The organism is Stenotrophomonas maltophilia (assembly GCF_006974125.1).
GTDB classification, from domain to species: domain Bacteria; phylum Pseudomonadota; class Gammaproteobacteria; order Xanthomonadales; family Xanthomonadaceae; genus Stenotrophomonas; species Stenotrophomonas maltophilia_O.
The window spans coordinates 2,979,371-3,004,805 of the sequence record NZ_CP037858.1 but is presented as its reverse complement, the minus strand read 5'-3'; the positions used below and the strand labels follow the sequence as shown (position 1 = coordinate 3,004,805).

The 25,435-nt window shown below is 64.6% G+C and carries 33 protein-coding genes; 4 read left to right on the top strand and 29 right to left on the bottom strand.

The window, feature by feature from the left end; all coding sequences use genetic code 11:
* Window positions 1–50 precede the first annotated feature (50 nt).
* From EZ304_RS13665 to EZ304_RS13655, 3 genes are all read right to left on the bottom strand, one after another.
* Window positions 51–665, bottom strand: coding sequence for an RluA family pseudouridine synthase (locus EZ304_RS13665; RefSeq protein WP_142807320.1), 615 nt, complete (start codon window positions 663–665; stop codon window positions 51–53).
* Between the two features lie 122 nt (window positions 666–787).
* A complete protein-coding gene (locus EZ304_RS13660; protein ID WP_004153634.1) occupies window positions 788–1,774 on the bottom strand; it encodes a malate dehydrogenase in 987 nt (328 codons plus the stop codon).
* Window positions 1,775–1,892: 118 nt separating this feature from the next.
* Window positions 1,893–2,384, bottom strand: coding sequence for a peptidylprolyl isomerase (locus EZ304_RS13655; protein WP_142807319.1), 492 nt, complete (start codon window positions 2,382–2,384; stop codon window positions 1,893–1,895).
* Between the two features lie 273 nt (window positions 2,385–2,657).
* On the opposite strand from EZ304_RS13655, the gene typA reads away from it, so the two are divergent.
* Genes typA through EZ304_RS13640 form a run of 3 tightly spaced genes read left to right on the top strand, consistent with a single transcriptional unit; the run spans window position 2,658 to window position 6,648 of the window.
* The gene (gene typA / locus EZ304_RS13650) at window positions 2,658–4,505 is read left to right on the top strand and encodes a translational GTPase TypA (protein ID WP_032129766.1); all 1,848 of its coding nucleotides are present in this window, start codon (window positions 2,658–2,660) and stop codon (window positions 4,503–4,505) included.
* Window positions 4,506–4,516: 11 nt separating this feature from the next.
* Window positions 4,517–4,984 carry a DUF2127 domain-containing protein gene (locus EZ304_RS13645; RefSeq protein WP_005415426.1) on the top strand — a complete coding sequence of 156 codons (468 nt, stop codon included), beginning with the start codon at window positions 4,517–4,519 and terminating at the stop codon, window positions 4,982–4,984.
* 41 nt (window positions 4,985–5,025) lie between these two features.
* The gene (locus EZ304_RS13640) at window positions 5,026–6,648 is read left to right on the top strand and encodes an amidase (protein ID WP_142807318.1); all 1,623 of its coding nucleotides are present in this window, start codon (window positions 5,026–5,028) and stop codon (window positions 6,646–6,648) included.
* Between the two features lie 56 nt (window positions 6,649–6,704).
* On the opposite strand, the gene EZ304_RS13635 is transcribed toward EZ304_RS13640, so the two are convergent.
* Complete coding sequence (locus tag EZ304_RS13635) at window positions 6,705–7,847, bottom strand: mechanosensitive ion channel family protein (protein WP_099551250.1); 1,143 nt, start codon at window positions 7,845–7,847, stop codon at window positions 6,705–6,707.
* Between the two features lie 628 nt (window positions 7,848–8,475).
* Window positions 8,476–9,867, bottom strand: coding sequence for a class II 3-deoxy-7-phosphoheptulonate synthase (locus EZ304_RS13620; protein ID WP_099551227.1), 1,392 nt, complete (start codon window positions 9,865–9,867; stop codon window positions 8,476–8,478).
* Window positions 9,868–10,088: 221 nt separating this feature from the next.
* On the opposite strand from EZ304_RS13620, the gene EZ304_RS13615 reads away from it, so the two are divergent.
* Entirely contained in the window at window positions 10,089–12,215 is a 2,127-nt protein-coding gene (locus EZ304_RS13615) for a TonB-dependent receptor (protein WP_142807317.1), read from the top strand.
* 64 nt (window positions 12,216–12,279) lie between these two features.
* On the opposite strand, the gene EZ304_RS13610 is transcribed toward EZ304_RS13615, so the two are convergent.
* The 24 genes from EZ304_RS13610 to rplB form a co-directional block, all read right to left on the bottom strand.
* Window positions 12,280–12,786, bottom strand: a complete 507-nt coding sequence (locus EZ304_RS13610; protein WP_010483974.1) for a disulfide bond formation protein B — start codon at window positions 12,784–12,786, stop codon at window positions 12,280–12,282.
* 232 nt (window positions 12,787–13,018) lie between these two features.
* The gene (gene rplQ / locus EZ304_RS13605) at window positions 13,019–13,402 is read right to left on the bottom strand and encodes a 50S ribosomal protein L17 (RefSeq protein WP_005408217.1); all 384 of its coding nucleotides are present in this window, start codon (window positions 13,400–13,402) and stop codon (window positions 13,019–13,021) included.
* A 191-nt stretch (window positions 13,403–13,593) separates the two neighbouring features.
* Complete coding sequence (locus tag EZ304_RS13600) at window positions 13,594–14,592, bottom strand: DNA-directed RNA polymerase subunit alpha (RefSeq protein ID WP_005408216.1); 999 nt, start codon at window positions 14,590–14,592, stop codon at window positions 13,594–13,596.
* Window positions 14,593–14,647: 55 nt separating this feature from the next.
* Entirely contained in the window at window positions 14,648–15,277 is a 630-nt protein-coding gene (rpsD, locus tag EZ304_RS13595) for a 30S ribosomal protein S4 (protein ID WP_004145446.1), read from the bottom strand.
* A 15-nt stretch (window positions 15,278–15,292) separates the two neighbouring features.
* The gene (rpsK, locus tag EZ304_RS13590) at window positions 15,293–15,682 is read right to left on the bottom strand and encodes a 30S ribosomal protein S11 (protein WP_004145443.1); all 390 of its coding nucleotides are present in this window, start codon (window positions 15,680–15,682) and stop codon (window positions 15,293–15,295) included.
* An 11-nt stretch (window positions 15,683–15,693) separates the two neighbouring features.
* The gene (rpsM, locus tag EZ304_RS13585) at window positions 15,694–16,050 is read right to left on the bottom strand and encodes a 30S ribosomal protein S13 (RefSeq protein ID WP_004154500.1); all 357 of its coding nucleotides are present in this window, start codon (window positions 16,048–16,050) and stop codon (window positions 15,694–15,696) included.
* Window positions 16,051–16,397: 347 nt separating this feature from the next.
* Window positions 16,398–17,765, bottom strand: coding sequence for a preprotein translocase subunit SecY (gene secY / locus EZ304_RS13580; RefSeq protein WP_049447091.1), 1,368 nt, complete (start codon window positions 17,763–17,765; stop codon window positions 16,398–16,400).
* 7 nt (window positions 17,766–17,772) lie between these two features.
* Entirely contained in the window at window positions 17,773–18,216 is a 444-nt protein-coding gene (gene rplO, locus EZ304_RS13575) for a 50S ribosomal protein L15 (protein WP_004154498.1), read from the bottom strand.
* A gap of 6 nt (window positions 18,217–18,222) precedes the next feature.
* Window positions 18,223–18,414, bottom strand: coding sequence for a 50S ribosomal protein L30 (gene rpmD, locus EZ304_RS13570; protein WP_004154497.1), 192 nt, complete (start codon window positions 18,412–18,414; stop codon window positions 18,223–18,225).
* Complete coding sequence (rpsE, locus tag EZ304_RS13565; protein WP_005408213.1) at window positions 18,407–18,949, bottom strand: 30S ribosomal protein S5; 543 nt, start codon at window positions 18,947–18,949, stop codon at window positions 18,407–18,409. The genes rpmD and rpsE overlap by 8 nt, the downstream gene beginning before the upstream one ends.
* Before the next feature lie 161 nt (window positions 18,950–19,110).
* Window positions 19,111–19,470, bottom strand: coding sequence for a 50S ribosomal protein L18 (gene rplR, locus EZ304_RS13560; protein WP_024957318.1), 360 nt, complete (start codon window positions 19,468–19,470; stop codon window positions 19,111–19,113).
* A gap of 80 nt (window positions 19,471–19,550) precedes the next feature.
* On the bottom strand, window positions 19,551–20,075 hold the full coding sequence (gene rplF, locus EZ304_RS13555) for a 50S ribosomal protein L6 (RefSeq protein WP_142807316.1): 525 nt from the start codon (window positions 20,073–20,075) through the stop codon (window positions 19,551–19,553).
* A gap of 18 nt (window positions 20,076–20,093) precedes the next feature.
* Window positions 20,094–20,492 carry a 30S ribosomal protein S8 gene (gene rpsH / locus EZ304_RS13550; RefSeq protein ID WP_005408210.1) on the bottom strand — a complete coding sequence of 133 codons (399 nt, stop codon included), beginning with the start codon at window positions 20,490–20,492 and terminating at the stop codon, window positions 20,094–20,096.
* A gap of 257 nt (window positions 20,493–20,749) precedes the next feature.
* Entirely contained in the window at window positions 20,750–21,055 is a 306-nt protein-coding gene (gene rpsN, locus EZ304_RS13540; protein ID WP_005408209.1) for a 30S ribosomal protein S14, read from the bottom strand.
* An 18-nt stretch (window positions 21,056–21,073) separates the two neighbouring features.
* On the bottom strand, window positions 21,074–21,616 hold the full coding sequence (gene rplE, locus EZ304_RS13535) for a 50S ribosomal protein L5 (RefSeq protein ID WP_142807314.1): 543 nt from the start codon (window positions 21,614–21,616) through the stop codon (window positions 21,074–21,076).
* An 11-nt stretch (window positions 21,617–21,627) separates the two neighbouring features.
* Window positions 21,628–21,945: a 50S ribosomal protein L24 gene (gene rplX / locus EZ304_RS13530; RefSeq protein ID WP_004154490.1), complete on the bottom strand. Its 318-nt coding sequence runs from the start codon at window positions 21,943–21,945 to the stop codon at window positions 21,628–21,630.
* Window positions 21,946–21,961: 16 nt separating this feature from the next.
* Window positions 21,962–22,330 (bottom strand): 50S ribosomal protein L14, encoded by a 369-nt coding sequence (gene rplN / locus EZ304_RS13525; RefSeq protein WP_004145357.1) that lies wholly within the window; start codon window positions 22,328–22,330, stop codon window positions 21,962–21,964.
* Window positions 22,331–22,342: 12 nt separating this feature from the next.
* Window positions 22,343–22,612: a 30S ribosomal protein S17 gene (gene rpsQ / locus EZ304_RS13520; protein WP_004154489.1), complete on the bottom strand. Its 270-nt coding sequence runs from the start codon at window positions 22,610–22,612 to the stop codon at window positions 22,343–22,345.
* A gap of 11 nt (window positions 22,613–22,623) precedes the next feature.
* A complete protein-coding gene (rpmC, locus tag EZ304_RS13515; RefSeq protein ID WP_004154487.1) occupies window positions 22,624–22,809 on the bottom strand; it encodes a 50S ribosomal protein L29 in 186 nt (61 codons plus the stop codon).
* Entirely contained in the window at window positions 22,809–23,222 is a 414-nt protein-coding gene (gene rplP, locus EZ304_RS13510; protein ID WP_004154486.1) for a 50S ribosomal protein L16, read from the bottom strand. Before rplP ends, rpmC begins: the two co-directional genes overlap by 1 nt.
* A 5-nt stretch (window positions 23,223–23,227) precedes the next feature.
* Window positions 23,228–23,962 (bottom strand): 30S ribosomal protein S3, encoded by a 735-nt coding sequence (rpsC, locus tag EZ304_RS13505; RefSeq protein WP_004145350.1) that lies wholly within the window; start codon window positions 23,960–23,962, stop codon window positions 23,228–23,230.
* Window positions 23,963–23,980: 18 nt separating this feature from the next.
* On the bottom strand, window positions 23,981–24,316 hold the full coding sequence (gene rplV / locus EZ304_RS13500; protein WP_004145348.1) for a 50S ribosomal protein L22: 336 nt from the start codon (window positions 24,314–24,316) through the stop codon (window positions 23,981–23,983).
* Between the two features lie 12 nt (window positions 24,317–24,328).
* Entirely contained in the window at window positions 24,329–24,598 is a 270-nt protein-coding gene (rpsS, locus tag EZ304_RS13495) for a 30S ribosomal protein S19 (protein WP_004154485.1), read from the bottom strand.
* Window positions 24,599–24,604: 6 nt separating this feature from the next.
* Window positions 24,605–25,432, bottom strand: coding sequence for a 50S ribosomal protein L2 (gene rplB, locus EZ304_RS13490; protein WP_004145339.1), 828 nt, complete (start codon window positions 25,430–25,432; stop codon window positions 24,605–24,607).
* Window positions 25,433–25,435: the final 3 nt, after the last annotated feature.

Here is a 25,435-nt window from a genome sequence, read left to right as displayed (position 1 = left end):
ACGTTGACGGTGATTCTGCGGGTGCAGGGCTGCAAGCCCTGCCGAACCCCCTAGAACGGAGCCGCAGACTCGAACGCGAGCGCCTCGCCCGTCACCGGGTGGGTGAACTGCAGGCTGCGCGCATGCAGATGCACACGTTGCGCTGGTGCGGCGTCATACAGCGCATCGCCGACGATCGGATGGCCGAGGCTGGCCATGTGCAGGCGCAGCTGATGGCTGCGGCCGGTCACCGGTTCCAGCGCCACGCGCGTGCGCTGCGCTTCAACATCTCGGGCCAGCACGCGCCAACGCGTCAGCGCCGGCTTGCCGCGCTCATGGTCGATCATCTGCTTCGGCCGGTTCGGCCAGTCCACGATCAACGGCAGGTCCACTTCGCCGGCATCGCCTTCCATCACGCCCTGCACCACGGCTTCGTAGCACTTGCCAACCTGGCGCTGCTCGAACTGCATCGACAACGCCGCCTGCATGTCCTTGCCGCGCGCATGCAGCAGCAGGCCGGAGGTCACCTGGTCCAGGCGGTGCACGGTCAACGCGTCCGGGTACAGCGCCTGCAGGCGCGCGACCACGCAGTCCTGGTTCTCGGCGCTGCGGCCAGGCACGGACAGCAGGCCGGCCGGCTTCTCGGCCACCAGCAGCGCGTCGTCGATGTAATGCAGGTGGATCATGCGGTTCCAGGAATTCCAAATGAAAACGGGGAAGCCGAAGCCCCCCCGTTTTCTGCGTACCGACCAACGGTCGGTACCTGCCTTGATGGAAGACGTACCGGCTCGCACCGGTACCGCCTGCATCAGCCCAGCAGGTGGGCGACGCCGGCGCGCTCTTCTTCCAGCTCGGCCAGGGTCTTGTCGATGTACTTCTGGCTGAAGTCGTCGATCGGCAGATCCTTGACCAGGGTGTACTTGCCGTTCTCGGTGGTCACCGCAAAGCCGAAGATCACGCCTTCCGGAATGCCGTAGGAACCGTCGGACGGCACGCCCATGGTGACCCACTTGCCGTTGCTGCCCAGCACCCAGTCACGCACGTGGTCGATCGCTGCGTTGGCGGCCGAAGCAGCCGAGGACGAGCCACGGGCTTCGATGATCGCCGCGCCGCGCTTGCCGACGGTCGGGATGAAGGTGTTGGCGTTCCACTCCTGGTCGTTGATCGCATCAGCGATCGACGCACCATCGGCGGTGGCGAAACGGTAGTCCGGGTACATGGTCGGGCTGTGGTTGCCCCACACGACCAGCTTCTCCATGCCACCGACCGGCTTGCCGAGCTTGGTCGACAGCTGGCTCAGCGCGCGGTTGTGGTCCAGGCGCAGCATGGCGGTGAAGTTTTCCGGCTTCAGGTCCGGGGCCGACTTCATCGCGATGTAGGCGTTGGTGTTGGCCGGGTTGCCGACCACCAGCACCTTCACGTCACGGCTGGCGACCTTGTTCAGCGCTGCGCCCTGGGCGGTGAAGATCTTGGCGTTTTCCAGCAGCAGGTCCTTGCGCTCCATGCCCGGGCCGCGCGGACGCGCGCCGACCAGCAGGGCGATGTCGGCGTCCTTGAACGCGACTTCGGCGTCATCGGTGCCGACCATGCCGGCCAGCAGCGGGAAGGCGCAGTCTTCCAGCTCCATCATCACGCCCTTCAGGGCGGCCTGGGCCTTGTCGACCGGCAGTTCCAGCAGCTGCAGGATGACCGGCTGGTCCTTGCCCAGCATTTCGCCGGAGGCGATGCGGAACAGCAGGGCATAACCGATCTGGCCGGCGGCGCCGGTCACGGCAACACGAACGGGTGCTTTCATGGGGGTTTCCTCTTGCTTGCAAGCGTTTGATGGGACGCCGCGGGCGGAGCCACGCAGGCCTGGCGGGCGGCGGGGAACAGGGAAACGGCCACCCGTGGGTGGCCGTTTCGAAGGGGGATCAGGCGGCGAGGTGCTTGTTCCACTCGGCGACGCGGTCGGCCTGGGCGGCCAGCATGGCGTCGACGTCGCCTTCCAGGGTGATCGAATGGATCACGTCACCCTGCTTGACCGAATCGACGATGGCCTGGCCTTCCAGGACCTTGCCGAAGACGGTGTGGCGGCCGTCCAGCCAGTCGGTCTTGATGTGGGTGATGAAGAACTGGCTGCCGTTGGTGTTCGGGCCGGCGTTGGCCATCGACAGCGAGCCGACCTCGTGCTTCACGCCATTCTTCTCGTCTTCGAACTTGTAGCCCGGGCCGCCGGTGCCACGACCCTGCGGGCAGCCGCCCTGGATCATGAAGTCGGCGATCACGCGGTGGAAGATCAGGCCGTCATAGAAGCCGTGCTTGACCAGGTTCACGAAGTTGGCCACGGTCAGCGGCGCCTTGTCGGCGAACAGCTCGACCTTGATCGGGCCCTGGGTGGTGTCGAAAGTGGCGATGAGGGACATGAAGATCCTTGATGCAGAGGGGAACGCGTCTAGCCACCTAGTTTACACCTGCCTCGTGGCGGCGGCGGCTTCGACCATCGGTGAAGAACCCGGCTTCAGCCCGCGGATGGGAAGCCCCGTCTCCCGGCCCTGGCGGCCCCGGCAGAGGCAGCGGACAGCCACCTGAATGGGTCCCGCGACGGGTGTGAAATCCACCTTTTCGCGAATCGTCAAGTTCGACGTATAATGTTGGACTTCTTTTTCCAAATCCGGCGCCGACTGGCCCCCTTTCGTATGTCCATCGAAAATCTTCGCAACATCGCCATCGTCGCCCACGTCGACCATGGCAAGACCACCCTGGTCGACCAGCTGCTGAAGCAGTCCGGCACCCTGTCCGAGCGCACCGTCCTCGCCGAGCGCGTGATGGACAGCAACGACCAGGAAAAGGAACGCGGCATCACCATCCTGGCCAAGAACACCGCCATTACCTGGGAAGACAAGAAGACCGGCATCAAGAACCGGATCAACATCGTCGACACCCCCGGCCACGCCGACTTCGGTGGTGAGGTCGAGCGCGTGCTGTCGATGGTCGACACCGTGCTGATCCTGGTCGATGCGATGGACGGCCCGATGCCGCAGACCCGCTTCGTGACCCAGAAGGCCTTCGCGATGGGCTTCAAGCCGATCGTCGTGGTCAACAAGGTCGATCGTCCGGGCGCCCGTCCGGAATGGGTGATCGACCAGGTCTTCGACCTGTTCGACAAGCTCGGCGCCACCAACGAGCAGCTGGACTTCCCGATCGTCTACGCCTCGGGCCTGAACGGCTACGCCGGCCTGGAAGACACCGTGCGCGACGGCGACATGACCCCGCTGTACGAAGCGATCATGCAGCACGCGCCGCGTCCGGAAGTTGACCCGGAAGGCCCGTTCCAGATGCGCATCAGCCAGCTGGACTACAACAACTTCGTGGGCGTGATCGGCATCGGCCGCATCCAGCGCGGCACCCTGAAGAAGAACATGCAGGTCGCGGTCATCGACCGTGAAGGCAAGAAGCGCAACGGCAAGGTGCTGCAGGTGCTGGGCTTCATGGGCCTGGAGCGCATCGAGCAGGATACCGCCGAGGCCGGCGACATCGTGGCCATCTCCGGCATCCAGGAGCTGACCATCTCCGACACCATCTGCGCCCCGGACACCCCGGAAGCCCTGCCGGCGCTGACCGTCGACGAGCCGACCATCTCGATGACCTTCCAGGTCAACAACTCGCCGTTCGCCGGCAACAAGGACCTGTCCGGTGGCAAGTTCCTGACCAGCCGCCAGATCAAGGACCGCCTGGACCGTGAAAAGGTCCACAACGTGGCCCTGAAGGTCGAGCAGCTGGAAGACGCCGACAAGTTCCTGGTCTCCGGCCGTGGCGAACTGCACCTGTCGGTGCTGATCGAGAACATGCGTCGCGAAGGCTACGAGCTGGCCGTGTCGCGCCCGGAAGTGATCATCAAGGAAATCGACGGCCAGATGATGGAGCCGATCGAGCAGCTGGTGGTGGACATCGAAGAAATCCACCAGGGCGGCGTGATGGAAAAGCTGGGCACCCGCAAGGGCCAGCTGAAGAACATGGAATCGGACGGCAAGGGCCGCGTGCGCCTGGAATACTCGATCCCGGCCCGTGGCCTGATCGGCTTCCAGAACGAGTTCAAGACCCTGACCCAGGGTTCGGGCCTGCTGTTCCACGTGTTCGACCACTACGGTCCGAAGGAACAGGGCGCGATCGCCAAGCGCATCAACGGCGTGATGATCGCCAATGCGCCGGGCACCACGCCGGCCTACTCGCTGGGCCCGCTGCAGGAGCGCGGCAAGCTGTTCGCTGCTGAAGGCGACAACGTGTATGAAGGTCAGCTGGTCGGTATCCACTCCAAGGACAACGACCTGACCGTCAACGCGATCAAGACCAAGCCGCTGACCAACATGCGCGCTTCGGGCAAGGACGATGCGATCCAGCTGACCCCGGCGATCAAGTACTCGCTGGAACAGGCCCTGGACTTCATTGAAGACGACGAGCTGGTCGAGATCACCCCGAAGGAGATCCGTCTGCGCAAGAAGTTCCTGACCGAAAGCGACCGCAAGAAGGCTTCGCGCGGCGGCTGAGCCAGCACCCCGTGAACCAGAGCGGCTACAACCCGGATCCACACCGGCATCCGGGTCTCCATGTCATCGCCCTGCTCGAAGCGAGCAAGGCGATGCTGGCGCTGTTGGCCGCCACCGGGCTGGAAGTGCTCGGACCGCAGCCGCTGCGGCACGGCATCATGGTCCTGATCCGGCGTTTCAGCCTGGATCCGGACCATGGCACCCTGCCCTCGCTGCTGCACATGATCAGTCCCGACGCGGTCCATCTGGCCGCGGCGGGAATGATCGGCTACGGCCTGCTGCACCTGGTCGAAGCCTGGGGCCTGTGGCGGGCCAAGGCCTGGGCCTCCTGGCTGGGTTGCCTGACCGCCTCGCTGTACCTGCCCTTCGATATCTTCGCGATCATCCGTCATCCCGGCTGGCCGTCCTGGACGATCCTGGCGATCAACCTGATCGTGGTCTACGTCCTCGCCCGCGACCTGCGCAAGCGCCACCGCTGAGCACCGGCTACACTGGGGGTTGGAGCCGACCAAGCCGCCCCATGCGCCCGTCCTTGCCGCCTCTGCTGACCTGCCTGCTCGCCGCGCTGCCTGCGCTGCTTTCGGCTGGCTGCAGCCCGGCCACGCCCAGCGCGCATGCGGCCGAACCTGCGAGCCGCAACGTGCCGTTCCCGTACGCCGAAACCGATGTCGCCGACCTGCAGGCGCGGATGACCGCCGGTGAGCTGGACAGCACCACTCTGACCCAGGCCTACCTGCAGCGTATCGCCGCGCTGGACCGCACCGGGCCACGCCTGCGCGCGGTGATCGAACTCAACCCCGATGCCCTGAAGGAAGCCGCCGCCCGCGACCGCGAGCGCCGCGAAGGCCGCCTGCGCGGCCCGCTGCATGGCATCCCGCTGCTGCTCAAGGACAACATCAACGCCGCGCCGATGGCCACCAGTGCCGGCTCGCTGGCGCTGCAGGGCTTCCGCCCGGACGATGCCTACCTGGTGCGGCGCCTGCGCGAGGCCGGCGCCGTGGTGCTGGGCAAGACCAACCTCAGCGAGTGGGCCAACTTCCGCGGCAACGATTCGATTTCCGGCTGGAGTGCCCGCGGCGGCCAGACCCGCAACCCCTATCGCCTCAGCCACTCGCCCTGCGGCTCCAGCAGCGGCAGTGCGGTGGCGGTGGCCGCCAACCTGGCCAGCGTGGCGATCGGCACCGAGACCGACGGCAGCATCGTCTGCCCGGCCGCGATCAACGGCGTGGTCGGCCTGAAGCCGACTGTCGGGCTGGTCAGCCGCGATGGCATCGTGCCGATCTCCTTCAGCCAGGACACCGCCGGGCCGATGACCCGCAGCGTCGCCGATGCTGCTGCCGTGCTGACCGCGATCGCCGGCCGCGATGACGCCGATCCGGCCACCGCGACCATGCCCGGCCGTGCGGTCTACGACTACACCGCGCGCCTGGACCCGCAAGGCCTGCGCGGCAAACGCATCGGCCTGCTGCAGACGCCGCTGCTGAAGTACCGTGGCATGCCGCCGCTGATCGATCAGGCGGCGACCGAACTGCGTCGCGCCGGCGCCGTCGTGGTACCCGTCGAACTGCCCAACCAGGACGCCTGGGCCGAGGCTGAGCGCACGCTGCTGCTGTACGAATTCAAGGCGGGCCTGGAGCGCTACTTCAGCACCCATCGCGCCCCGCTGCGCAGCCTGGCCGACCTGATCGCCTTCAACCAGGCGCACAGCAAGCAGGAACTGGGCCTGTTCGGCCAGGAGCTGCTGGTGGAGGCCGATGCCACCGCCGGCCTGGCCGACCCTGCCTACATCCGCGCGCGCAGCGATGCGCGCCGCCTGGCCGGCCCGGAAGGCATCGACGCCGCCCTCGCCGCCCATCAACTCGATGCGCTGGTGGCACCGACCACCGGCGTCGCATGGGCGATCCGCAGCGAAGGCGACGACTTCCCCGGCGAGAGCTACAGCGCCGCTGCCGTGGCCGGTTACCCCAGCCTGACCGTGCCGATGGGCCAGATCGACGGCCTGCCGGTCGGCCTGCTGTTCATGGGCACCGCCTGGAGCGAACCGAAGCTGATCGAAATGGCCTACGCCTACGAACAGCGCACGCGCGCACGGCGCCCGCCGCACTTCGATACCGATGCGCTGATCGACGCCGGCGAGCCCTGATCCGGTAGTGCCGGCCGCTGGCCGGCAGATCCGGGGTCGCCGGCCAGCGGCCGGCGCTACCGTTCGGGCTCCAGCTCCACCGGCACGATCGCAGCCTCACCATCTTCAGCACCTGGCGAACGCACATCCGCGGTACGCGCACGTGGACCACGCGGCATATCCAGCTCATCTTCGTGTTGCAGCCGCGCACGTACCTGCGGCAACGACTGCGGATGCTCACGTGCGAGGAAATCGAGCATGCGCTCGCGCACCAGGCAGCGCAGGTCGAAGGCATCGCCGGAACTGCGCGCGCTGACCAGCAGTCGCACCTGGATCGCACGCTCGCTGGTCTCGGTCACCTGGGTCACGCAGACCCGGCCATCCCACAGCGCTTCGCCACGACAGATGCGCTCCAGCTCGGCGCGGATCGCCGCGATCGGCGCACGGTAGTCCAACCACAGGAACGCGGTGCCGAGCAGGTCGGCGCTGCGCCGCGTCCAGTTCTGGAACGGGTTCTCGATGAACCAGGTCAGCGGCACCACCATCCGCCGCTCATCCCAGATACGCACCACCACGTAGCTGCTGCCGATCTCCTCGATACGCCCCCACTCACCTTCAACGATCACCACGTCATCCAGCCGGATTGGCTGCGTCACCGCGATCTGCAGGCCGGCGATCAGGTTGCCGAACACCGGCTTGGCCGCGATACCGGCCACCAGGCCGATCAGGCCCGCTGAGGCCAACAGGGCGGTACCGATCTTCTGCACCATCGGGAAGGTCAGCAGCACCAGCGACGCGCCCAGCACGATGATGCCGCCCATCAGTACACGGCTGAGCACCCGCGTCTGGGTCTGGATGCGGCGCGCTTCCAGGTTGTCGGAGACATCGATGGGATGGCTGCGCAGGATCGCGCGCTCGCCCGCCGCCACCACGCGTACCAGCAGCCAGATGAAGCATGCGGTCAGCGCGATGTGCAGCACGTGCTGCAGATTGCCCAGTACAGGATCCTGCAGCGGCGTGGCCTGCAACGCGGGGATCAACAGCAGCAGTGGCCACGCGGTGGCCATCGGCAGCCCGAGCACGCGACCGATGCGGGCGCGCCGGCGATCACGCCCTTTCAATCGATGATAGATCCACAGGATCAGCCACGCGCCGATGCCGCCCACTACTGCTGCCAATCCCAACGGCCATGCGTAGGCCTGTGCGCTTTGCCAGTGCACCGTTGCCACCTCCACTCGAACAGCAAGCGGACAGCCTCGCGCATGCCGCATGAGCGTCACGTCAGTCGTTCGTAAGAAGGGTGTTGGTCGGCAGGGCTTGCAGCCCTGCACCTGCTGCGTGCTGGAGCAACAGCAACAGCAACAGCCGAAGCAGAAGCGGGTTTCCTGTGGGATGGCGGGGTGGGTCCGGTTGCGGGAGACGCCGTAAACCCGTCCTTGGGGGCTTGGCCGCGGCATCCATGCCGCGGACACTCCCGCAACCGGACCCACCCCGCCTTCGACAGATTCCCGCGATCTGCAGTAGATCCACGCCATGCGTGGATGAATCTCCATCGGAATCGAATATTTCGAATTGGAATCCCAAAGCATCCACGCATGGCGTGGATCTACCGTGTCGACCAAGGTCGACACCTACCAACAGCCGCCGGAATCTGTCGAAGGTGGGGCGGTGTCGGAGTGCGGGGTGTCAGCCGCATGGATGCGGCTGCCAAGCTTACAGGGACGTACTTGCAGCGTCCCCGCACTCCGACACCGCCCCGCCATCCCACGGAATGCATGCTGTTGCCGTTGCTTCGGCCGTTGCCGTTGCATCCGCAGGTGCAGGGCTGCAAGCCCTGCCGCAACACACTTACCGCACCTGCTCCTGCTTGCGCACGATCGCCATCGCAATCTCCAGCGACTGCTCGTAATTCAACCGCGGATCCACCGTCGAACGATACGCACGTTCCAGGTCACGCTCGGTCAGCTCGCGCGCGCCACCGGTGCACTCGGTCACGTCTTCGCCGGTCAGTTCCAGGTGCACGCCACCCAGGCGCGTGCCTGCGGCCGCATGCAGATCGAACGACATCTCCACCTCACCGCGCACGTTGTCGAAGCGACGTGTCTTGAAACCGTTGGCGGTGCTCTCGGTATTGCCATGCATCGCATCGCATACCCACAGCACGCGACGACCATCGCGCTTGACCGCGTCCAGCAGCGGCGGCAGCTTCTCGGCAATCTGCGCTGCGCCCATGCGGTGGATGAAGCTCAGGCGGCCCGGCTCGTCATGCGGGTTGAGCACGTCAATCAGGCGCAGCAGCTGGTCCGGCGTCACCGACGGGCCCACCTTGATCGCAATCGGATTGCGCACGCCACGCAGGTATTCCACGTGCGCGCCATCCAGCGCAGCGGTGCGCATGCCGATCCACGGGTAATGCGTGCTCAGGTTCAACCAGCCCTGCTGGCGCGGCACCTGCCGGGTCAACGCCTGCTCGTAGGGCAGCAGCAGTGCTTCATGCGAGGTGTAGAAATCGATCCGGTTGAGGTTGTGCACGCGAGCCCCGGCGAGGGTCTCCATGAAATGCACTGCATCGCCGATCGAGGCCACCATCTTCTGGTACTCGGCCGCCAGCGGCGAATGCCGCACCCACTCCAGGTTCCAGTACTCGGGGTGGTGCAGGTCGGCGAAACCACCGTCGATCAGCGCGCGCACGAAGTTCATCGTCATCGCCGAATGTGCGTGTGCCTGCAGCATCCGCTTCGGGTCCGGCAGGCGTGCCGCTTCGGTGAAGGCCGGCGCGTTGATCACATCGCCGCGATAGCTGGGCAGGGTCACGCCGTCGCGGGTCTCGGTGTCGGCCGAGCGCGGCTTGGCGTACTGGCCGGCGAATCGGCCAACACGGATCACCGGCTGGCGAAGGCCGTGCACCAGCACCAGGCTCATCTGCAGCAGCACCTTCAGCCGGTTGGAGATGGTGCCCGATTCACAGTCGCTGAAGTTCTCGGCGCAGTCGCCGCCCTGCAGCAGGAAGCGCTTGCCTTCCTGGGCCTCGGCCAACTGCTGCTTCAGCGCCAGGATCTCCCATGAGGTGACCAGCGGCGGCAACCGCTTCAGCTCGTGCAGGGCCGCGTCCAGTGCCACCGGGTCGGGGTAGGTCGGCATCTGCAGCGCGGTCTTGCCACGCCAGCTCTCCGGCGACCAGGCAGCGCCGGCGACGGTCGCGGCGGGATCGGGGACGGGCGGAACGGCGGACAGGCTCATTGCAGACTTCCGGGATGGGGGGCGGTCATGGTCGCAGAGCCAGCCGCTGACGCAAAGGGCCGATCCGGCCGGCCTGCTCGCCTGAACGGCAGGGAAAGGCCGACGCCAGCGGCCAGATCCTGCATGGTCAGCCGCCCGGGACAGGCGCATGCTTTGTTACGGAGTAACACTTCTACGTCATGGACCGGCCCCTTCCACATCCAGCCGCCACCTCTCCCACCATGAAGCCCTCGCCCCTCGCTACCGGCATCACCTTCGCCCTGGCCCTGGCCAGCCTGCCCGCCTTCGCCTCGGCAGCCGACGACACCCCTTCGTCCGTCAAGGACCTGGACGCAGTCACCGTCCACGCCCAGCTCGACCAGGCGCGCAACACGCTGTCGCCGGACATCGGCAGCAGCCAGTACCAGATCACCGCCGAGGACATCCAGAAGCAGCCACTGGGCGCCTCCGCGCCGCTCAGCCAGGTACTGCTGCAGGCCCCGGGCGTGGTCCAGGATTCCTACGGCGGCGTGCACGTCCGCGGCGACCACGCCAATCTGCAGTACCGCATCAACGGCGTACTGCTGCCGGAATCGATCTCCGGCTTCGGCCAGACCCTGGACGCGCGCACCATCAAGAGCATCCGCCTGATGGACGGCGCACTGCCGGCGCAGTTCGGCGAGCGCACCGCCGCGGTGGTCGACATCACCACCCGCAACGGTGCCGAACTGGGCAACGGCGGCAGCGCGGGGCTGACCACCGGCTCGTTCGGCAAAGTCAATCCGGACGCCTCCTGGTGGGGCAACCAGGGGCGCTGGAGCTGGTTCCTGACCGGCAACTACGACCAGAACGACGTCGGCCTGGAGAACCCCACCAGCACGCGCAAGCCGTTACACGACGACACCCACCAGGGCAAGGCATTCGCCGACCTCACCTACCTGGTCAATGAGAACACCCGCCTGAGCGTGTTCGCCGGCTTCGCCAACAACCGCTTCCAGATTCCGGTCAATCCGGGCCAGGCGCCGCAGTTCGGCTATCTCGATACCACCACCTTCGACTCCAGCCAACTGGATGAGACCCAGCGCGAGACCACGCGCTTCGGCATGCTGGTGCTGCAGGGCACGCTCGGCAGCACCGCCTACCAGCTGTCGGCCGGGCAGCGCTACAGCGATGTGGCGTTCAACCCGGATGTCATCGGCGACCTGGTGTTCAGTGGCGTCGCCTCGCAGGTCCAGCGCAGCAACCGCGCCAACACCCTGCAGGCCGACTTCTCAACGCCGTTGGGCAACGACCACACGCTGCGCTATGGCCTGTACGGCAATTACGAGAACGCGCGGGCGAACAGCAACAGCTGGGTGTTCCCGGTTGATGACGGCGGCCAGCAGTCCAGCACCACACCGCTGTTGATCCCCGACCGCAGCGCCTTCCATGCCAGCACGCTGGCACTGTACGTACAGGACGAATGGAAGATCGGCGACGACTGGACCGTCAACTACGGCCTGCGTGGCGACCGCTACAGGGCCTTCGGCCGCACCGAGGGCCAGCTCAGCCCGCGCGTGGGCGTGGTCTGGAATGCCAGCGACAGCACCACCGTGCATGCCGGCTACTCGCGCTACTTCACGCCACCGGCCAGCGAGCTGATCGCCAGCGGCGACATCGCCCTGTACGACGGCACCACCAACCAGCAGCCCAGCGGCGGCAACAACACACCGCTGGCCGAACGCAGCGACTACTACGACATCGGCGTCTCGCAGCAACTGGGCGAACACCTGACCCTGGGCCTGGATGCGTACGATCGTCGCGTCGCGCGGCTGCAGGACGAAGGCCAGTTCGGCGCCGCCTATATCTATTCGACCTTCAACTACCGCCGTGGCCACATCCGTGGCCTGGAGTTCAGTGCCGATTACAGCAACGGTCCGTTCAGTGCCTACTTCAACGCCGCGCTGAACAAGGCCATCGGTAGCGACGTCATCACCAGCCAGTACAACCTCGACCCGGAAGCGCTGGCCTATGTGGCCAACCACTGGATCCACCTCGACCACGACCAGAAGCTGACGTCGTCCGGTGGGCTCAGCTACGCCTTCGCCGGGCACAACCGGATCGGCGCCAACTACGTGTTCGGCAGCGGCCTGCGTTCGGACATCGAAGGCGTGCCCAATGGCGGCGAGCTGCCGTCGTACCTGCAGGTGAACCTCAGCGCCGGGCACGACTTCAACGCCGACAGTGGGCATCCGCTGCACGTGCAGCTGGCGGTGATCAACGCGCTGGACCGCAGCTACCAGCTGCGCGACGGTGGCGGTGTTGGCGTGTTCGCGCCGCAGTGGGGGCCGCGCCGTGGCGCTTACCTGAGCCTGCAGCAGGATTTCTGAGGTAGTGCCGGCCACTGGCCGGCATCCTCACGGTGTGCCGGCCAGCGGCCGGCACTCCCCTGCTTCAGCGCTTGACCTTGCGCAGCGACACCACCAGCGCCCACAGCGCCAGCAGCACGAACCACACACCCGACCACATCGGCATGGTCAGGCCCAGGAAGGTCCAGTCGATGTTGCCGCAGTTGCCGGTACCGGTCAGCACCGTGCGGAACACTTCCAGCGGCCCCATGGTCTCGCTCAGGAAGGCCAGCGGCGGGCCACAGGTGGAACCCATTTCTGGCGGCAGCATCTGCACGTAGACGTGGCGCGCGGCGATGCCGACGCCTACTGCCGCGGCGATGAAGGCCAGAACGCCATAGGTCGCCCGGCCGGGGCGGTTGGACGGTCCGTGCAGCGCACCGATCAGGAACAGCAGGCCCAGCGCAGCGAACGCCAGGCGCTGGAAGATGCACAACGGACACGGTTCCAGGCCCATCTTCAGCTGCAGGAAGATGGCGTAGCCAAGCAGGCCTGCGCAGATCAGGAAGCCCAGGAAGAACTGGGCGCGGAAGGGCCAGCGCAGTGGATTCATCGTCAACGCTCGAATGGATCAAGACGCCAAGCGTAACCGAGAGCGCGCGCCATTCGAACCGCCACAGGTGACGCCTGTCGGAACGGTGTGGGTCAGAGCCTGCTGCGGGTAGCGCCGGGCCATGCCCGGCGGGCGCAGCAGAAACGGAAACGCCGGGCATGGCCCGGCGCTACCAGAACGCAAAAGCCCGGCAGAGGCCGGGCTTTCGCTGTGTCGCGTTGGAGCGGTCCGATTACTCGGCCACTTCCTCGGCCACGACCGGACGGTCAACCAGCTCGACGTAGGCCATCGGCGCGTTGTCGCCGGCGCGGAAGCCGCACTTCAGCAGGCGCAGGTAGCCGCCCGGACGGTTCGCGTAGCGCGGGCCCAGGATGGTGAACAGGTTGCCCACGGCTTCGTTGTCGCGCAGGCGGGCGAAGGCCAGACGGCGGTTGGCGACCGAGTCGACCTTGGCCAGGGTGATCAGCGGCTCGGCAACGCGGCGCAGTTCCTTGGCCTTCGGCAGGGTGGTCTTGATCAGCTCGTGCTTGAACAGCGAGGCAGCCATGTTCTTGAACATCGCTTCGCGGTGGGCGCTGGTGCGGCTGAACTTACGGCCAGACTTCTGGTGACGCATGGTGATATTCCTTGGTTAATGATGGGGCTGTGTGGATCGTTGTCGCCATCCTGGCGTTGCTGCGTGGACTGCGGATGGTCCTGGCCGCCCGTCCTGGACGACCTGCCGCGCGAACCTGGGGTTCGTCGTGGCGTGTTGTGTTGCGTTGAAGGCTCCACCGTTGCCGGTGGAGCCTCCAGGCATTACCGATATCAGCCCAGCATGCCGTGGCTGGCGACGCCGGCCGGCGGCCAGTTCTCCAGCTTCATGCCGAGCGACAGGCCGCGCTGAGCCAGCACTTCCTTGATCTCGGTGAGCGACTTCTTGCCCAGGTTCGGGGTCTTCAGCAGCTCCACTTCGGTCTTCTGGATCAGATCGCCGATGTAGTAGATGCTTTCAGCCTTCAGGCAGTTGGCCGAACGCACGGTCAGCTCCAGATCGTCGATCGGGCGCAGCAGCACCGGATCCACGCCGTTGTTGGCCGGCTTCGCCGCACCGCGGTCGCGGTGGGTGAAGTCACCGAACACCGACAGCTGGTCGCTGAGGATGTCGGCGGCGGTGCGCACGGCTTCCTCGGCATCGATGGTGCCGTTGGTCTCGATATCGATGACCAGCTTGTCCAGGTCGGTACGCTGCTCGACGCGGGCCGCTTCCACGGCATAGGCGACGCGGCGGACCGGCGAGAACGAGGCATCCAGGACCAGGCGGCCGATGGCACGGGTTTCTTCGTCCGGACGACGACGCGCGGCAGCCGGCTGGTAGCCGAAACCACGTTCGATCTTCAGACGCATGTTGATTGCCGTGTCCTTGGTCAGGTGGCAGATAACATGGTCGCCGTTCAGGATCTCCACATTGTGGTCGACCTTGATGTCGGCAGCGGTGACAACGCCCGGGCCCTGCTTGGACAGGGACAGGGTGGCGCTGTCGCCGGAGTGCATACGGATGGCCACGTCCTTGAGGTTCAGCAGGACTTCGAGCACGTCCTCCTGCAGACCTTCGACCGTGGTGTACTCATGCAACACGCCGTCGATTTCGACTTCCGTGATGGCGAAGCCCGGGATGGACGACAGCAGCACGCGACGCAGGGCATTACCCAGTGTATGCCCATAACCCCGCTCCAAAGGTTCGATAACGACCTTTGCACGGGTGTCGGTAAGGCGTTCGATCTGCGGACCGCGAGGACGCAGAACCTGGTTGGCGGTAACCGTCATGTTGCGGGTTCTCCTAGTGAACCCCCGGCCGTCGCCGGGGGCTCTCCAATGTGAATTACTTCGAATACAGCTCGACGATCAGCGCTTCGTTGATGTCCGCAGGCAGATCCGAACGATCCGGAACAGCCTTGAAGATGCCGGTGAACTTGCCGGAATCCACTTCAACCCACGACGGGCTCAGGTCATGCTGGGCGGCGACGGTCAGGGCTTCCTGGACGCGCAGCTGCTTGGCAGCCTTTTCAGACAGGGCGATGGCGTCGCCAGCCTTGACCTGGTACGAAGCCAGGTTGACCGACTTGCCATTCACGGTGACGCCGCGGTGCGACACCAGCTGACGGGCAGCCGGACGGGTCACGGCGAAGCCCATGCGGTAGACGACGTTGTCCAGGCGGGTTTCCAGCAGCTGAAGCAGGTTCTCGCCGGTGTTGCCCTTCTTGGTCGAGGCCTTCTTGTAGTAGTTGCGGAACTGACGCTCCAGCAGGCCGTAGATACGCTTGACCTTCTGCTTTTCACGCAGCTGGGTGGCGTAGTCGGACAGCTTGCCCTTGCGGGCAGTGGCGCCGTGCTGGCCGGGCTTCTGCTCCAGCTTGCACTTGGAGTCCAGCGCACGCGCCGGGCTCTTCAGGGACAGGTCGGCGCCTTCGCGACGGGCGAGCTTACAGGTAGGACCGATATAACGAGCCATTTCTTATCGCTCCCTTTAGACGCGACGCTTCTTCGGCGGACGGCACCCGTTGTGCGGGATAGGCGTCACGTCGATGATGTTGGTGATCTTGTAGCCGACGTTGTTCAACGAACGCACGGCCGACTCACGGCCCGGACCCGGGCCCTTGATGCGGACTTCCAGCGACTTCACGCCGTAGTCCAGCGCAGCACGACCGGCCTTTTCAGCAGCCACCTGGGCAGCGAACGGGGTCGACTTGCGCGAACCGCGGAAGCCAGCGCCACCGGAGGTCGCCCACGACAGAGCGTTGCCCTGGCGGTCGGTGATGGTGACGATGGTGTTGTTGAACGAAGCGTGGACGTGGGCAACGCCGTCGGTGACGACGCGCTTGATCTTCTTCTTGGTCTTAGCAGCGGGCTTAGCCATTTCTCAGTCCCTTACTTCTTGATCGCCTTGCGCGGACCCTTGCGGGTGCGGGCGTTGGTACGGGTGCGCTGGCCACGCAGCGGGAGGCCACGACGGTGACGCAGGCCGCGGTAGCAGCCCAGGTCCATCAGGCGCTTGATCGCGATGCCGATCTCACGGCGCAGATCGCCTTCCACGATGTACTTGCCGACTTCGGCGCGCAGGCGCTCGATTTCCGGCTCCGACAGATCGCGGATCTTGGTGGTCGAAGCAACGCCTGCGACTTCGCAGACCTTCTTCGAACGGGTACGGCCGATGCCGTAAATGCTTTGCAACCCGACCCAGACGTGCTTCTGGGCTGGCAGGTTGACGCCTGCAATACGCGCCATGACGCGGTTCTCCAGCTGAGTGATGGCCGACAGCGCGCCTCGGGCACGCCAATCCGGCAGGATGGATCAAAAAAGTGAACTAGCGATACTAACAAGGTTCCGGTTTACATGGAAGCCCGTGAAACCATTGGTTTCATGAACCCGGCCTGGGGAGTGTGCCCAGGCTCCGGCGCCGGATGGGGTTGGACCTGGGGTTTCCCCCGGGGCCGCCCGCGCTACTCCAGCGCGGGACCACCTCATCACACCCCCACCCGGAACCGCTGCGGGGGCCGCCCTTCGTTTGTGTGGCCGGAGTCCGCGAAGCGGAGGGACCATCACGTCAGGAAGACGAAAGTATAACAGGCCAATCAGCCGCGGGCAAAACCGCCGCGGTTGCCGCCCTTCAGGTTGGCCTTCTTCAGCAGGCTCTCGTACTGGTGGGACATCAGGTGCGCCTGCACCTGGGCGATGAAGTCCATCACCACCACCACCACGATCAGCAGCGAAGTACCGCCGAAGTAGAACGAGGCGTTCAGCTGCGTGCGCATCAGTTCCGGCAGCAGGCAGACGATCACCAGGTAGGCCGAGCCGGCTGCGGTCAGGCGGGTCAGCACGCCGTCGATGTAGTCGGCGGTTGCCTTGCCCGGACGGATGCCCGGAATCAGCGCGCCCGACTTCTTCAGGTTGTCGGCGGTTTCCTGCGAGTTGAACACCAGCGCGGTATAGAAGAACGCGAAACCGGTGATCAGCGCGGCGAAGACGATCATGTGCAGCGGCTCGCCCGGGCCCAGGGCATTGGCGACCTTCTGCAGGATCTGGCCCATGCTGCTCTGGTTGGCAGCCTGGCCGGACCACATGGCCAGGGTGGCCGGGAAGGCCAGCAGGCTCGAGGCGAAGATCGCCGGGATGACGCCGGCCATGTTGAGCTTCAGCGGCAGGAACGAGGTCTGGTTCATGTACGCGTTGCGACCGCCCTGGCGGCGCGCGTAGTTCACCGTGATCCGGCGCTGGCCGCGCTCGACGAACACCACGAAGAAGGTGAAGGCGAGCACGACAATGGCGATCAGCAGCAGCTGGATGAACTGGATGTTGCCGTCGCGGTAGGCGTCGAAGGTGTGGATGACCGCACCCGGCAGGCCGGCGACGATACCGGCAAAGATGATCAGCGACACGCCGTTGCCGATGCCGCGCTCGGTGACCTGCTCACCGACCCACATCAGGAACATGGTGCCGGCGGTCAGCGCGACCACGGCGGTGAGCACGAAGCCCATGCCCGGCGCATACACCACCGGAGCGCCCGACGGCGAGACCTGGCCCTGCAGGGCCAGTGCGATCGAGCCGCCCTGCACCACTGCCAGCAGCACGGCGCCGATGCGCGAATACTGGGTGATCTTGCGGCGGCCGGACTCACCTTCCTTCTGCATCGCCTTCAGGGCGGGGAAGATGTGCACGGCCAGCTGCATCACGATCGATGCCGAGATGTACGGCATCACGTTCAGCGCGAAGATGCTGAAACGGTGCAGGGCGCCGCCCGAGAACATGTTGAACATGTCCACGATGCCGCCGCCCTGCTGTTGCATCATGGCAAGCATGGCATCGGGATTGACGCCCGGCACCGGCACGTAGCAGCCGATGCGATAGACGATCAAAGCCCCGACGACGAACAGCAAACGTTGGCGAAGTTCAGTGAACTTGCCCATTCCGCCCGCGAGGTTACCGATGCCAGCTTGCGCCATGATTTTCTTACTCCGTTACGCTGCCGCCGGCAGCTTCGATCGCGGCCTTGGCACCAGCCGTGGCAGCAATACCCTTCAGGGTGAACGCCTTGGTCACTTCGCCCTTGACGACGACCTTGGCCTTCTTGGCAGTGCTCGGGACCAGCTTGGCAGCACGCAGGGCGGCGAAGTCGATCTCACCGGCCGGCAGCTTGTCCAGCGCGTACAGCAGCACTTCAGCGGTGTCCTTGGCGATCGGCGAACGGAAGCCGATCTTCGGCAGACGACGCTGCATGGGGGTCTGGCCGCCTTCGAAGCCAGCCTTGATCTTGCCGCCACCCTTGCGGGCGAACGAACCCTTGTGGCCGCGGCCGGCAGTCTTGCCCAGGCCAGAGCCGATACCGCGACCGACGCGGGTGCGCTCGGTGCGGGCGCCCGGTGCCGGGCTCAGTTCATTGAGACGCAGAGTCATGATCGATTACTCCTCAACCTTGACGAGGTAGTGAACGGTGTTGATCAGACCGCGAACCTGCGGGCTGTCCTTCAGTTCACGCACATCGTTGAGCTTGTTCAGGCCCAGGGCACGCACCGACAGGCGGTGACGCGACTGGGTACCACGCAGGCCACGCACCAGGCGCACCTTCACAGTCTTGTTGGACTCATTAGCCATGGTTGAGTTCCTCCACCTTCTTGCCGCGCTTGGCCGCGATGCGAGCCGGCGACTGCGCAGCAGACAGGCCCTTCACGGTGGCACGCACCAGGTTGATCGGGTTGCGCGAACCGGTGGCCTTGGCCAGCACGTTCTTCACGCCAACCGCTTCCAGCACGGCGCGCATGGCACCGCCGGCGATGACGCCGGTACCTTCGGAAGCCGGCTGCATGAACACGCGGGCTGCGCCGTGACCATCCTTGATGGTGTGCCACAGGGTGCCGTTGTTCAGGTCAACGCTGACCAGGTTCTTGCGGGCCTGTTCCATCGACTTCTGGATGGCGACCGGCACTTCGCGGGCCTTGCCATAGCCGAAACCGACCTTGCCTTCGCCGTCGCCGACAACGGTCAGGGCGGTGAAGGTGAACTGGCGGCCACCCTTGACGGTCTTGCTGACGCGGTTGACCGCGACCAGCTTTTCGATCATGCCGTCGTCGATCTTCTCTTCGCGGTTACGGTCGCGATCGCGACCCCGCTGCTGACGCTCTTCTGCCATGTTGATTCCTTGGTTGTTTGGGTATGTACGGCTCGGGGCCGCTTATGGTTGTGAAGTGATGCGTTGTTCCGGTGGGCCACTGCAGAAGAGTGGCGCCGTCCCGCCTCACTCAGGCGGGCGAGCAGGCGGGCAGGAGACCACAGGTCCCCTGCCCTTATCCCTTAGAACTGCAGGCCGGCTTCGCGGGCGGCTTCTGCCAGGGCCTTGATGCGGCCGTGGTAGCGGTAGCCCGAACGATCGAAGGCAACCTTCTCGACGCCGGCGGCCTTGGCGCGCTCAGCGACGATACGGCCGACCTTGGCGGCGGCATCGGCGTTCTTGCCGTTCTTCAGACCTTCCATGACGTCGGTCTGGGTGGTGTTGGCAGCAGCCAGCACCTTGGAACCGTCGGCGGTGAAGACCTGGGCGTACAGGTGCTGGCCGGTGCGCAGCACCGACAGGCGGGCGACGCCGAGCTCACGGATGTGGGCGCGGGTCGACTTGGCGCGACGCAGGCGGGCGATGTTCTTGTTCATTTTGATTATTCCTTGAAAGCTGAAGGAAGAGCTTTTCCCTGAGAAGTCCGCACAGGGATGTGCGGGCTCTTGCGAGGGACTCGCGCTTATGCCTTCTTGGCTTCCTTACGGATGATGACTTCGTCGGAGTACTTCACGCCCTTGCCCTTGTACGGCTCCGGCTTGCGGAACGCACGGATCTTGGCGGCAACTTCACCGACGACCTGCTTGTCAGCGCCCTGGACCAGGATCTCGGTCTGGGTCGGGGTGGTGATGGTGATGCCTTCCGGCGCCACGAACACGACCGGGTGCGAGAAGCCCAGCGACAGGCTCAGGTCCTTGCCCTGCATGGCAGCGCGGTAACCCACGCCGACCAGCTCCAGCTTGCGCTCGAAGCCTTCGGACACGCCCTTGACCATGTTGGCCAGGATCGCACGCACGGTACCGGTCAGTGCGACCAGCTCGGCGTTCTCGGTGCTCAGGGTGGCAACGCCGCTGTCGACGTTGATGGCAATACCGGCCGGCTTCGGCAGCGACAGGGTGCCCTTCGGACCCTTGACGGTGACGCTTTCCGACTGGACGTTCAGTTCAACCTTACCCAGGTCGATCGGCTTCTTGGCTACGCGGGACATAGTTCTACTCCTTTCGCCTTAGGCCACGAAGCACAGGACTTCGCCGCCGACGCCCAGCTGGCGCGCCTGCGCATCAGTCATGATGCCCTTGGAGGTGGAAATGATGGAGATACCCAAGCCGTTCATGACCTTCGGCAGCTCGCTCTTGCCGCGGTACTGGCGCAGGCCCGAACGCGAGAAGCGCTTCAGGGTCGCGATGACCGGCTTGCCTTCGAAATACTTCAGCACGATTTCCAGCTCGGACTTGTTGTTTTCCAGCTGGGTCACGCGCAGGTCGGTGATGTAACCCTCGTCCTTCAGGACCTGGGCGATCGCAACCTTGATCTTGGACGACGGGGCTTTCACCGTCTGCTTGCCAACCGCGGCCGCATTCTTGATGCGGACCAGCAGGTCGGCGATGGGATCAGTCATGCTCATATGAGTACCTTTGAGTGCACCGATATCCGCTTTCGCGAAAATCTGTTGTCTCCTGGAAACGGGCCAGGTCCCTTGATGCAGCGGGCCGGAAGCCCACTCCTACAACCCCGTTTGCACAGGGCAAGACGCGGGAGTATACGCCAAAAGAGCCCGGCTTGCGCCGGGCTCTTCGGTTTTTTTGCGTCGGGAAGGCTGAACGCCCCCCCTGCCCGGTTCAGGAACCCCGGTGGGGCTCCCGATCGCAGGGCCGGCTGGGATTACCAGCTGGCCTTGCGCAGACCCGGGACGTCGCCACGCATGGTGGCTTCACGCAGCTTGTTACGGCCCAGGCCGAACTTGCTGTAGACGCCACGCGGACGACCCGACAGCTCGCAACGGTTACGCTGGCGGCTCGGCGACGAATCGCGCGGCAGCTTGGCCAGCTTGGTTGCGGCGTCGATCTTCTCTTCGTAGGTCGCGTCCACGGAGGACACGATCTTCTTCAGAGCTGCACGCTTTTCAGCGTACTTCTTTGCCAGCTTTTCCCGCTTGATGTCGCGGTTGACCATGGAGGTCTTTGCCATTTCGGTTTCCTCGACAGATCAGTTACGGAACGGGAACTTGAACGCTGCCAGCAGCGCCTTCGCTTCCGCGTCGGTCTTCGCAGTGGTGGTGATGGCGATATCCATACCGCGGATCGCGTCGACGGCGTCGAAGTCGATTTCCGGGAAGATGATCTGCTCCTTCACACCCATGTTGAAGTTGCCGCGGCCGTCGAAGGAACGACCGGAAACACCACGGAAGTCGCGCACGCGCGGCAGCGAGATGTTGATCAGGCGATCCAGGAACTCGTACATCTTGTGGCGACGCAGCGTGGTCTTGCAGCCGATCGGCCAACCATCGCGGATCTTGAACGACGCAACCGACACACGCGACTTGGTGACAACCGGCTTCTGGCCGGAAATCTTGGTCATGTCGCCGACGGCGTTTTCCAGGATCTTCTTGTTGGTGGCCGCTTCGCCGACACCCATGTTCAGGGCGACCTTGACCAGCTTCGGCACTTCCATCGGATTGGTGTAGCCGAACTGCTTCATCAGCGCCGGCACCACTTCGTCCTTGTAGAACTTTTCGAGACGGGAACTCATCTTCTCATTCCTCAGGCGTCGAGCGCCTCACCGCTGGAGCGGAACACACGCAGTTTGCGTCCATCCTCCAGCACCTTGAAGCCAACGCGTTCGCCCTTGCCCGAAGCCGGGTTCAGAACATTCACGTTGGAGATATGGATCGAAGCTTCGCGCTCGACCACGCCGCCGGCAACACCTGCCTGCGGGTTCGGCTTGGTGTGGCGCTTGACGATGTTCACGTTGGCGACGACCACACGGTCGCCGTCGACGCGGACGACTTCGCCCTGCTTGCCCTTGTCCTTGCCAGCGTTGACGACAACCTGGTCGCCCTTCTTGATACGGTTAGCCATGATTATCTCCTGTCGCTCACAGCACTTCGGGAGCGAGCGAGACGATCTTCATGAACTTCTCCGAACGAAGTTCACGGGTCACCGGCCCGAAGATACGGGTACCGATCGGCTCCTGCTTGCTGTTCAGCAGAACGGCAGCGTTGCCGTCGAAGCGGATCAGCGAGCCGTCGGCGCGACGCACACCCTTGCGGGTACGCACCACGACGGCGTCATACACTTCACCCTTCTTGACCTTGCCGCGCGGAATCGCATCCTTCACGGTGACCTTGATGATGTCGCCGATGCCGGCGTAACGGCGCTTGGAACCACCCAGCACCTTGAAGCACATCACCTGCTTGGCACCCGAATTGTCCGCGACGTCAAGGTAGCTCTGCATCTGGATCATGATTCAGACTCCTTATTCAGCCGCACGCGTGATGACTTCCACCACGCGCCAGTTCTTGGTCTTGGACATCGGAGCAATCTCGGTCACGCGGACGACGTCGCCTTCCTTGCAGGCGTTGTCGGCATCGTGGGCGTGCAGCTTGGTCGAGCGCTTGATGTACTTGCCGTACAGCGCGTGCTTGACCTGACGCTCAACCAGGACGGTAACCGTCTTGTCCATCTTGTTGCTGACGACACGGCCTTCGACCGTGCGCAGCGTCTTCTTTTCAGTATTGTCGCTCATAGCGGCCATCCTTACTTCGTGCTGCCGAGCAGGGTCTTGACGCGAGCAATCTCGCGACGGACCCGGCGAATGTCGTGGGTCTTCGGCAGCTGGCCGGTGACCTGCTGCATACGGACAGAGAACTGTTCCTTACGCAGGTCGATCAGGTGGGCCTTGAGTTCGTCAGCCGACTTTTCACGGAGAGTTTTGATATCCATCAGCGCACCGTACGGGTCACGAAAGTGGTGGTGACCGAGAGCTTGGCGGCGGCCAGGCGGAACGCCTCGCGAGCCACTTCCTCGGAAACACCCTCGATTTCATAGATCATGCGGCCGGGCTGGATCTGGGCCACCCAGTATTCCACGTTACCCTTACCAGAACCCATTCGGACTTCGATGGGCTTCTTGGTGATGGGCTTGTCGGGGAACACGCGGATCCACATCTTGCCGCCGCGCTTGACGTAGCGGCTGATCGAGCGGCGGGCCGCTTCGATCTGACGCGCGGTCAGCTGACCGTGTGCGGTTGCCTTCAGGCCGTATTCGCCGAAGCTGACAGCGTTGGCGCTCCAGCTCAGGCCATCGTTACGGCCCTTGTGTACCTTGCGGTACTTGGTTCGCTTGGGTTGCAACATTGTCGTTACCTCGCTTCACGGGCCGGGCGCTGACGGTCACCACGGTCACCGCGATCGTGACGATCGTTGCGCGACGGGGTGTCGTCCTGCTTTTCCTGGCCAACCTGGGAGAAATCGAAGACCTCGCCCTTGTAGATCCAGACCTTGATGCCGATGATGCCGTAGGTCGTCTTGGCTTCAGCGAAGCCATAGTCGATGTCGGCACGCAGGGTGTGCAGCGGCACGCGGCCTTCGCGGTACCACTCCGAACGGGCGATTTCTGCACCGTTGAGGCGGCCACCCACGTTGACCTTGATACCCAGGGCACCCAGGCGCATCGCGTTGCCGACCGAGCGCTTCATTGCGCGGCGGAACATGATGCGACGCTCCAGCTGCTGGGCGATCGACTCGGCAACGAGCTGCGCGTCCAGTTCCGGCTTGCGCACTTCGGTGACGTTGATGTGCGCCGGGACGCCCATCATCTCGCTCACTTCCTTGCGCAGCTTCTCGATGTCCTCACCGCGCTTGCCGATCACCACGCCCGGACGGGCGGTGTGGATCGTCACGCGAGCAGTCTTGGCCGGACGCTCGATCAGGATCTTGCTGATGCCGGCCTGAGCCAGCTTCTTGCGCAGCATTTCGCGCACTTTCAGGTCGGCTGCCAGGTAACCAGCGAACTCGGCCTTGTTGGCGTACCACTTGGAGTTCCAGTCCTTGGAAATGCCGAGGCGGATACCAATCGGATGAACTTTATGACCCATGGTCTTTTCCTTATCCGCTTACTTGGCGGCGCCCACAACCACAGTGATGTGGCTGGTGCGCTTGAGGATGCGGGTACCGCGGCCTTTCGCCCGCGCCATGAAACGCTTCAGGGTCGGACCTTCATCAACCATGATGGTCTGAACCTTCAGCTCGTCGACGTCGGCGCCCTGGTTGTTTTCGGCATTTGCAATAGCCGACTCCACCACCTTCTTGATCAGGTGGGCAGCCTTCTTGTCCGAGAACTTCAGCAGGTTGACCGCACGCTCGGCCGGCAGACCGCGCACCTGGTCAGCGACCAGACGAGCCTTCTGCGGGGAGATGCGCGCAGTGCGCAGGATGGCTTTCGCTTCCATTGTCATCTCTCCTTACTTGCCCGACTTCTTGTCACCACCGTGACCCTTGAAGGTCCGGGTGATGGCAAATTCGCCGAGCTTGTGGCCGACCATGTTCTCGTTGACGAGAACCGGGATGTGGTTCTTGCCGTTATGCACGGCAATGGTGACGCCTACCATGTCAGGCAGGATCATCGAACGGCGCGACCAGGTCTTGATCGGCTTCTTGCTGCCCGCAGCGGCCTCCACCTTCTTGACGAGGTGGTGATCGACGAACGGGCCCTTCTTGAGTGAACGTGCCATGGTCGATTAGCCCCTACGATCGCGGACGATGAACTGCTGAGTGCGCTTGTTATGGCGCGTCTTGTAACCCTTGGTCGGGACACCCCACGGGGTGACCGGATGCGGATTACCCTGGCCGGCCTTCGCCTCACCACCACCGTGCGGGTGGTCAACCGGGTTCATGGCTGCACCACGAACGGTCGGACGGACGCCGCGCCAACGCTTGGCACCGGCCTTGCCCAGCTTTTCCAGGCTGTGCTCGTCGTTGCCGACTTCGCCGATGGTGGCGCAGCACTCGACCGGAACCTTGCGCATTTCACCCGAGCGCAGGCGCAGGGTGGCGTAGATGCCTTCGCGAGCCACCAGCTGCACGGCCGCACCAGCGGCGCGAGCGATCTGAGCGCCCTTGCCCGGCTTCAGTTCGATGCAGTGGATGGTGGTGCCGACCGGGATGTTGCGCAGCGGCAGGGTGTTGCCGGCCTTGATCGGGGCATCCGAACCAGCGATCACCTGATCACCAGCCTTCAGGCCCTTCGGGGCGATGATGTAGCGACGCTCACCGTCGACGTAGCACAGCAGAGCGATGTGGGCGGTGCGGTTCGGATCGTATTCGATGCGTTCCACGCGCGCCGGGATGCCCAGCTTGTTGCGCTTGAAGTCGATGATGCGGTAGTGCTGCTTGGCACCACCACCGACGTGACGCACGGTGATGCGGCCATGGTGGTTACGACCACCCGAGCGGCTCTGCGACTCGACCAGCGCAGCGTGCGGAGCACCCTTGTGCAGGTCGGGAGTGACCACGCGCACGGCCGAACGGCGGCCGGGGGAAGTGGGCTTGAATTTCATCAATGGCATGGG

Bases quoted from the DNA above. Each gene is read 5' to 3' on its own strand.
- EZ304_RS13665 (WP_142807320.1), bottom strand. From the start codon at position 665: ATGATCCACCTGCATTACATCGACGACGCGCTGCTGGTGGCCGAGAAG.
- EZ304_RS13660 (WP_004153634.1), bottom strand. From the start codon at position 1,774: ATGAAAGCACCCGTTCGTGTTGCCGTGACCGGCGCCGCCGGCCAGATC.
- EZ304_RS13655 (WP_142807319.1), bottom strand. From the start codon at position 2,384: ATGTCCCTCATCGCCACTTTCGACACCACCCAGGGCCCGATCAAGGTC.
- typA (WP_032129766.1), top strand. From the start codon at position 2,658: ATGTCCATCGAAAATCTTCGCAACATCGCCATCGTCGCCCACGTCGAC.
- EZ304_RS13640 (WP_142807318.1), top strand. From the start codon at position 5,026: ATGCGCCCGTCCTTGCCGCCTCTGCTGACCTGCCTGCTCGCCGCGCTG.
- EZ304_RS13620 (WP_099551227.1), bottom strand. From the start codon at position 9,867: ATGAGCCTGTCCGCCGTTCCGCCCGTCCCCGATCCCGCCGCGACCGTC.
- EZ304_RS13615 (WP_142807317.1), top strand. From the start codon at position 10,089: ATGAAGCCCTCGCCCCTCGCTACCGGCATCACCTTCGCCCTGGCCCTG.
- EZ304_RS13610 (WP_010483974.1), bottom strand. From the start codon at position 12,786: ATGAATCCACTGCGCTGGCCCTTCCGCGCCCAGTTCTTCCTGGGCTTC.
- rplQ (WP_005408217.1), bottom strand. From the start codon at position 13,402: ATGCGTCACCAGAAGTCTGGCCGTAAGTTCAGCCGCACCAGCGCCCAC.
- EZ304_RS13600 (WP_005408216.1), bottom strand. From the start codon at position 14,592: ATGACGGTTACCGCCAACCAGGTTCTGCGTCCTCGCGGTCCGCAGATC.
- rpsD (WP_004145446.1), bottom strand. From the start codon at position 15,277: ATGGCTCGTTATATCGGTCCTACCTGTAAGCTCGCCCGTCGCGAAGGC.
- rpsK (WP_004145443.1), bottom strand. From the start codon at position 15,682: ATGGCTAAGCCCGCTGCTAAGACCAAGAAGAAGATCAAGCGCGTCGTC.
- rpsM (WP_004154500.1), bottom strand. From the start codon at position 16,050: ATGGCGCGTATTGCAGGCGTCAACCTGCCAGCCCAGAAGCACGTCTGG.
- secY (WP_049447091.1), bottom strand. From the start codon at position 17,765: ATGGCGCAAGCTGGCATCGGTAACCTCGCGGGCGGAATGGGCAAGTTC.
- rplO (WP_004154498.1), bottom strand. From the start codon at position 18,216: ATGACTCTGCGTCTCAATGAACTGAGCCCGGCACCGGGCGCCCGCACC.
- rpmD (WP_004154497.1), bottom strand. From the start codon at position 18,414: ATGGCTAATGAGTCCAACAAGACTGTGAAGGTGCGCCTGGTGCGTGGC.
- rpsE (WP_005408213.1), bottom strand. From the start codon at position 18,949: ATGGCAGAAGAGCGTCAGCAGCGGGGTCGCGATCGCGACCGTAACCGC.
- rplF (WP_142807316.1), bottom strand. From the start codon at position 20,075: ATGTCCCGCGTAGCCAAGAAGCCGATCGACCTGGGTAAGGTTGAACTG.
- rpsH (WP_005408210.1), bottom strand. From the start codon at position 20,492: ATGAGCATGACTGATCCCATCGCCGACCTGCTGGTCCGCATCAAGAAT.
- rpsN (WP_005408209.1), bottom strand. From the start codon at position 21,055: ATGGCAAAGACCTCCATGGTCAACCGCGACATCAAGCGGGAAAAGCTG.
- rplE (WP_142807314.1), bottom strand. From the start codon at position 21,616: ATGAGTTCCCGTCTCGAAAAGTTCTACAAGGACGAAGTGGTGCCGGCG.
- rplX (WP_004154490.1), bottom strand. From the start codon at position 21,945: ATGGCTAACCGTATCAAGAAGGGCGACCAGGTTGTCGTCAACGCTGGC.
- rplN (WP_004145357.1), bottom strand. From the start codon at position 22,330: ATGATCCAGATGCAGAGCTACCTTGACGTCGCGGACAATTCGGGTGCC.
- rpsQ (WP_004154489.1), bottom strand. From the start codon at position 22,612: ATGAGCGACAATACTGAAAAGAAGACGCTGCGCACGGTCGAAGGCCGT.
- rpmC (WP_004154487.1), bottom strand. From the start codon at position 22,809: ATGGATATCAAAACTCTCCGTGAAAAGTCGGCTGACGAACTCAAGGCC.
- rplP (WP_004154486.1), bottom strand. From the start codon at position 23,222: ATGTTGCAACCCAAGCGAACCAAGTACCGCAAGGTACACAAGGGCCGT.
- rpsC (WP_004145350.1), bottom strand. From the start codon at position 23,962: ATGGGTCATAAAGTTCATCCGATTGGTATCCGCCTCGGCATTTCCAAG.
- rplV (WP_004145348.1), bottom strand. From the start codon at position 24,316: ATGGAAGCGAAAGCCATCCTGCGCACTGCGCGCATCTCCCCGCAGAAG.
- rpsS (WP_004154485.1), bottom strand. From the start codon at position 24,598: ATGGCACGTTCACTCAAGAAGGGCCCGTTCGTCGATCACCACCTCGTC.
- rplB (WP_004145339.1), bottom strand. From the start codon at position 25,432: ATGCCATTGATGAAATTCAAGCCCACTTCCCCCGGCCGCCGTTCGGCC.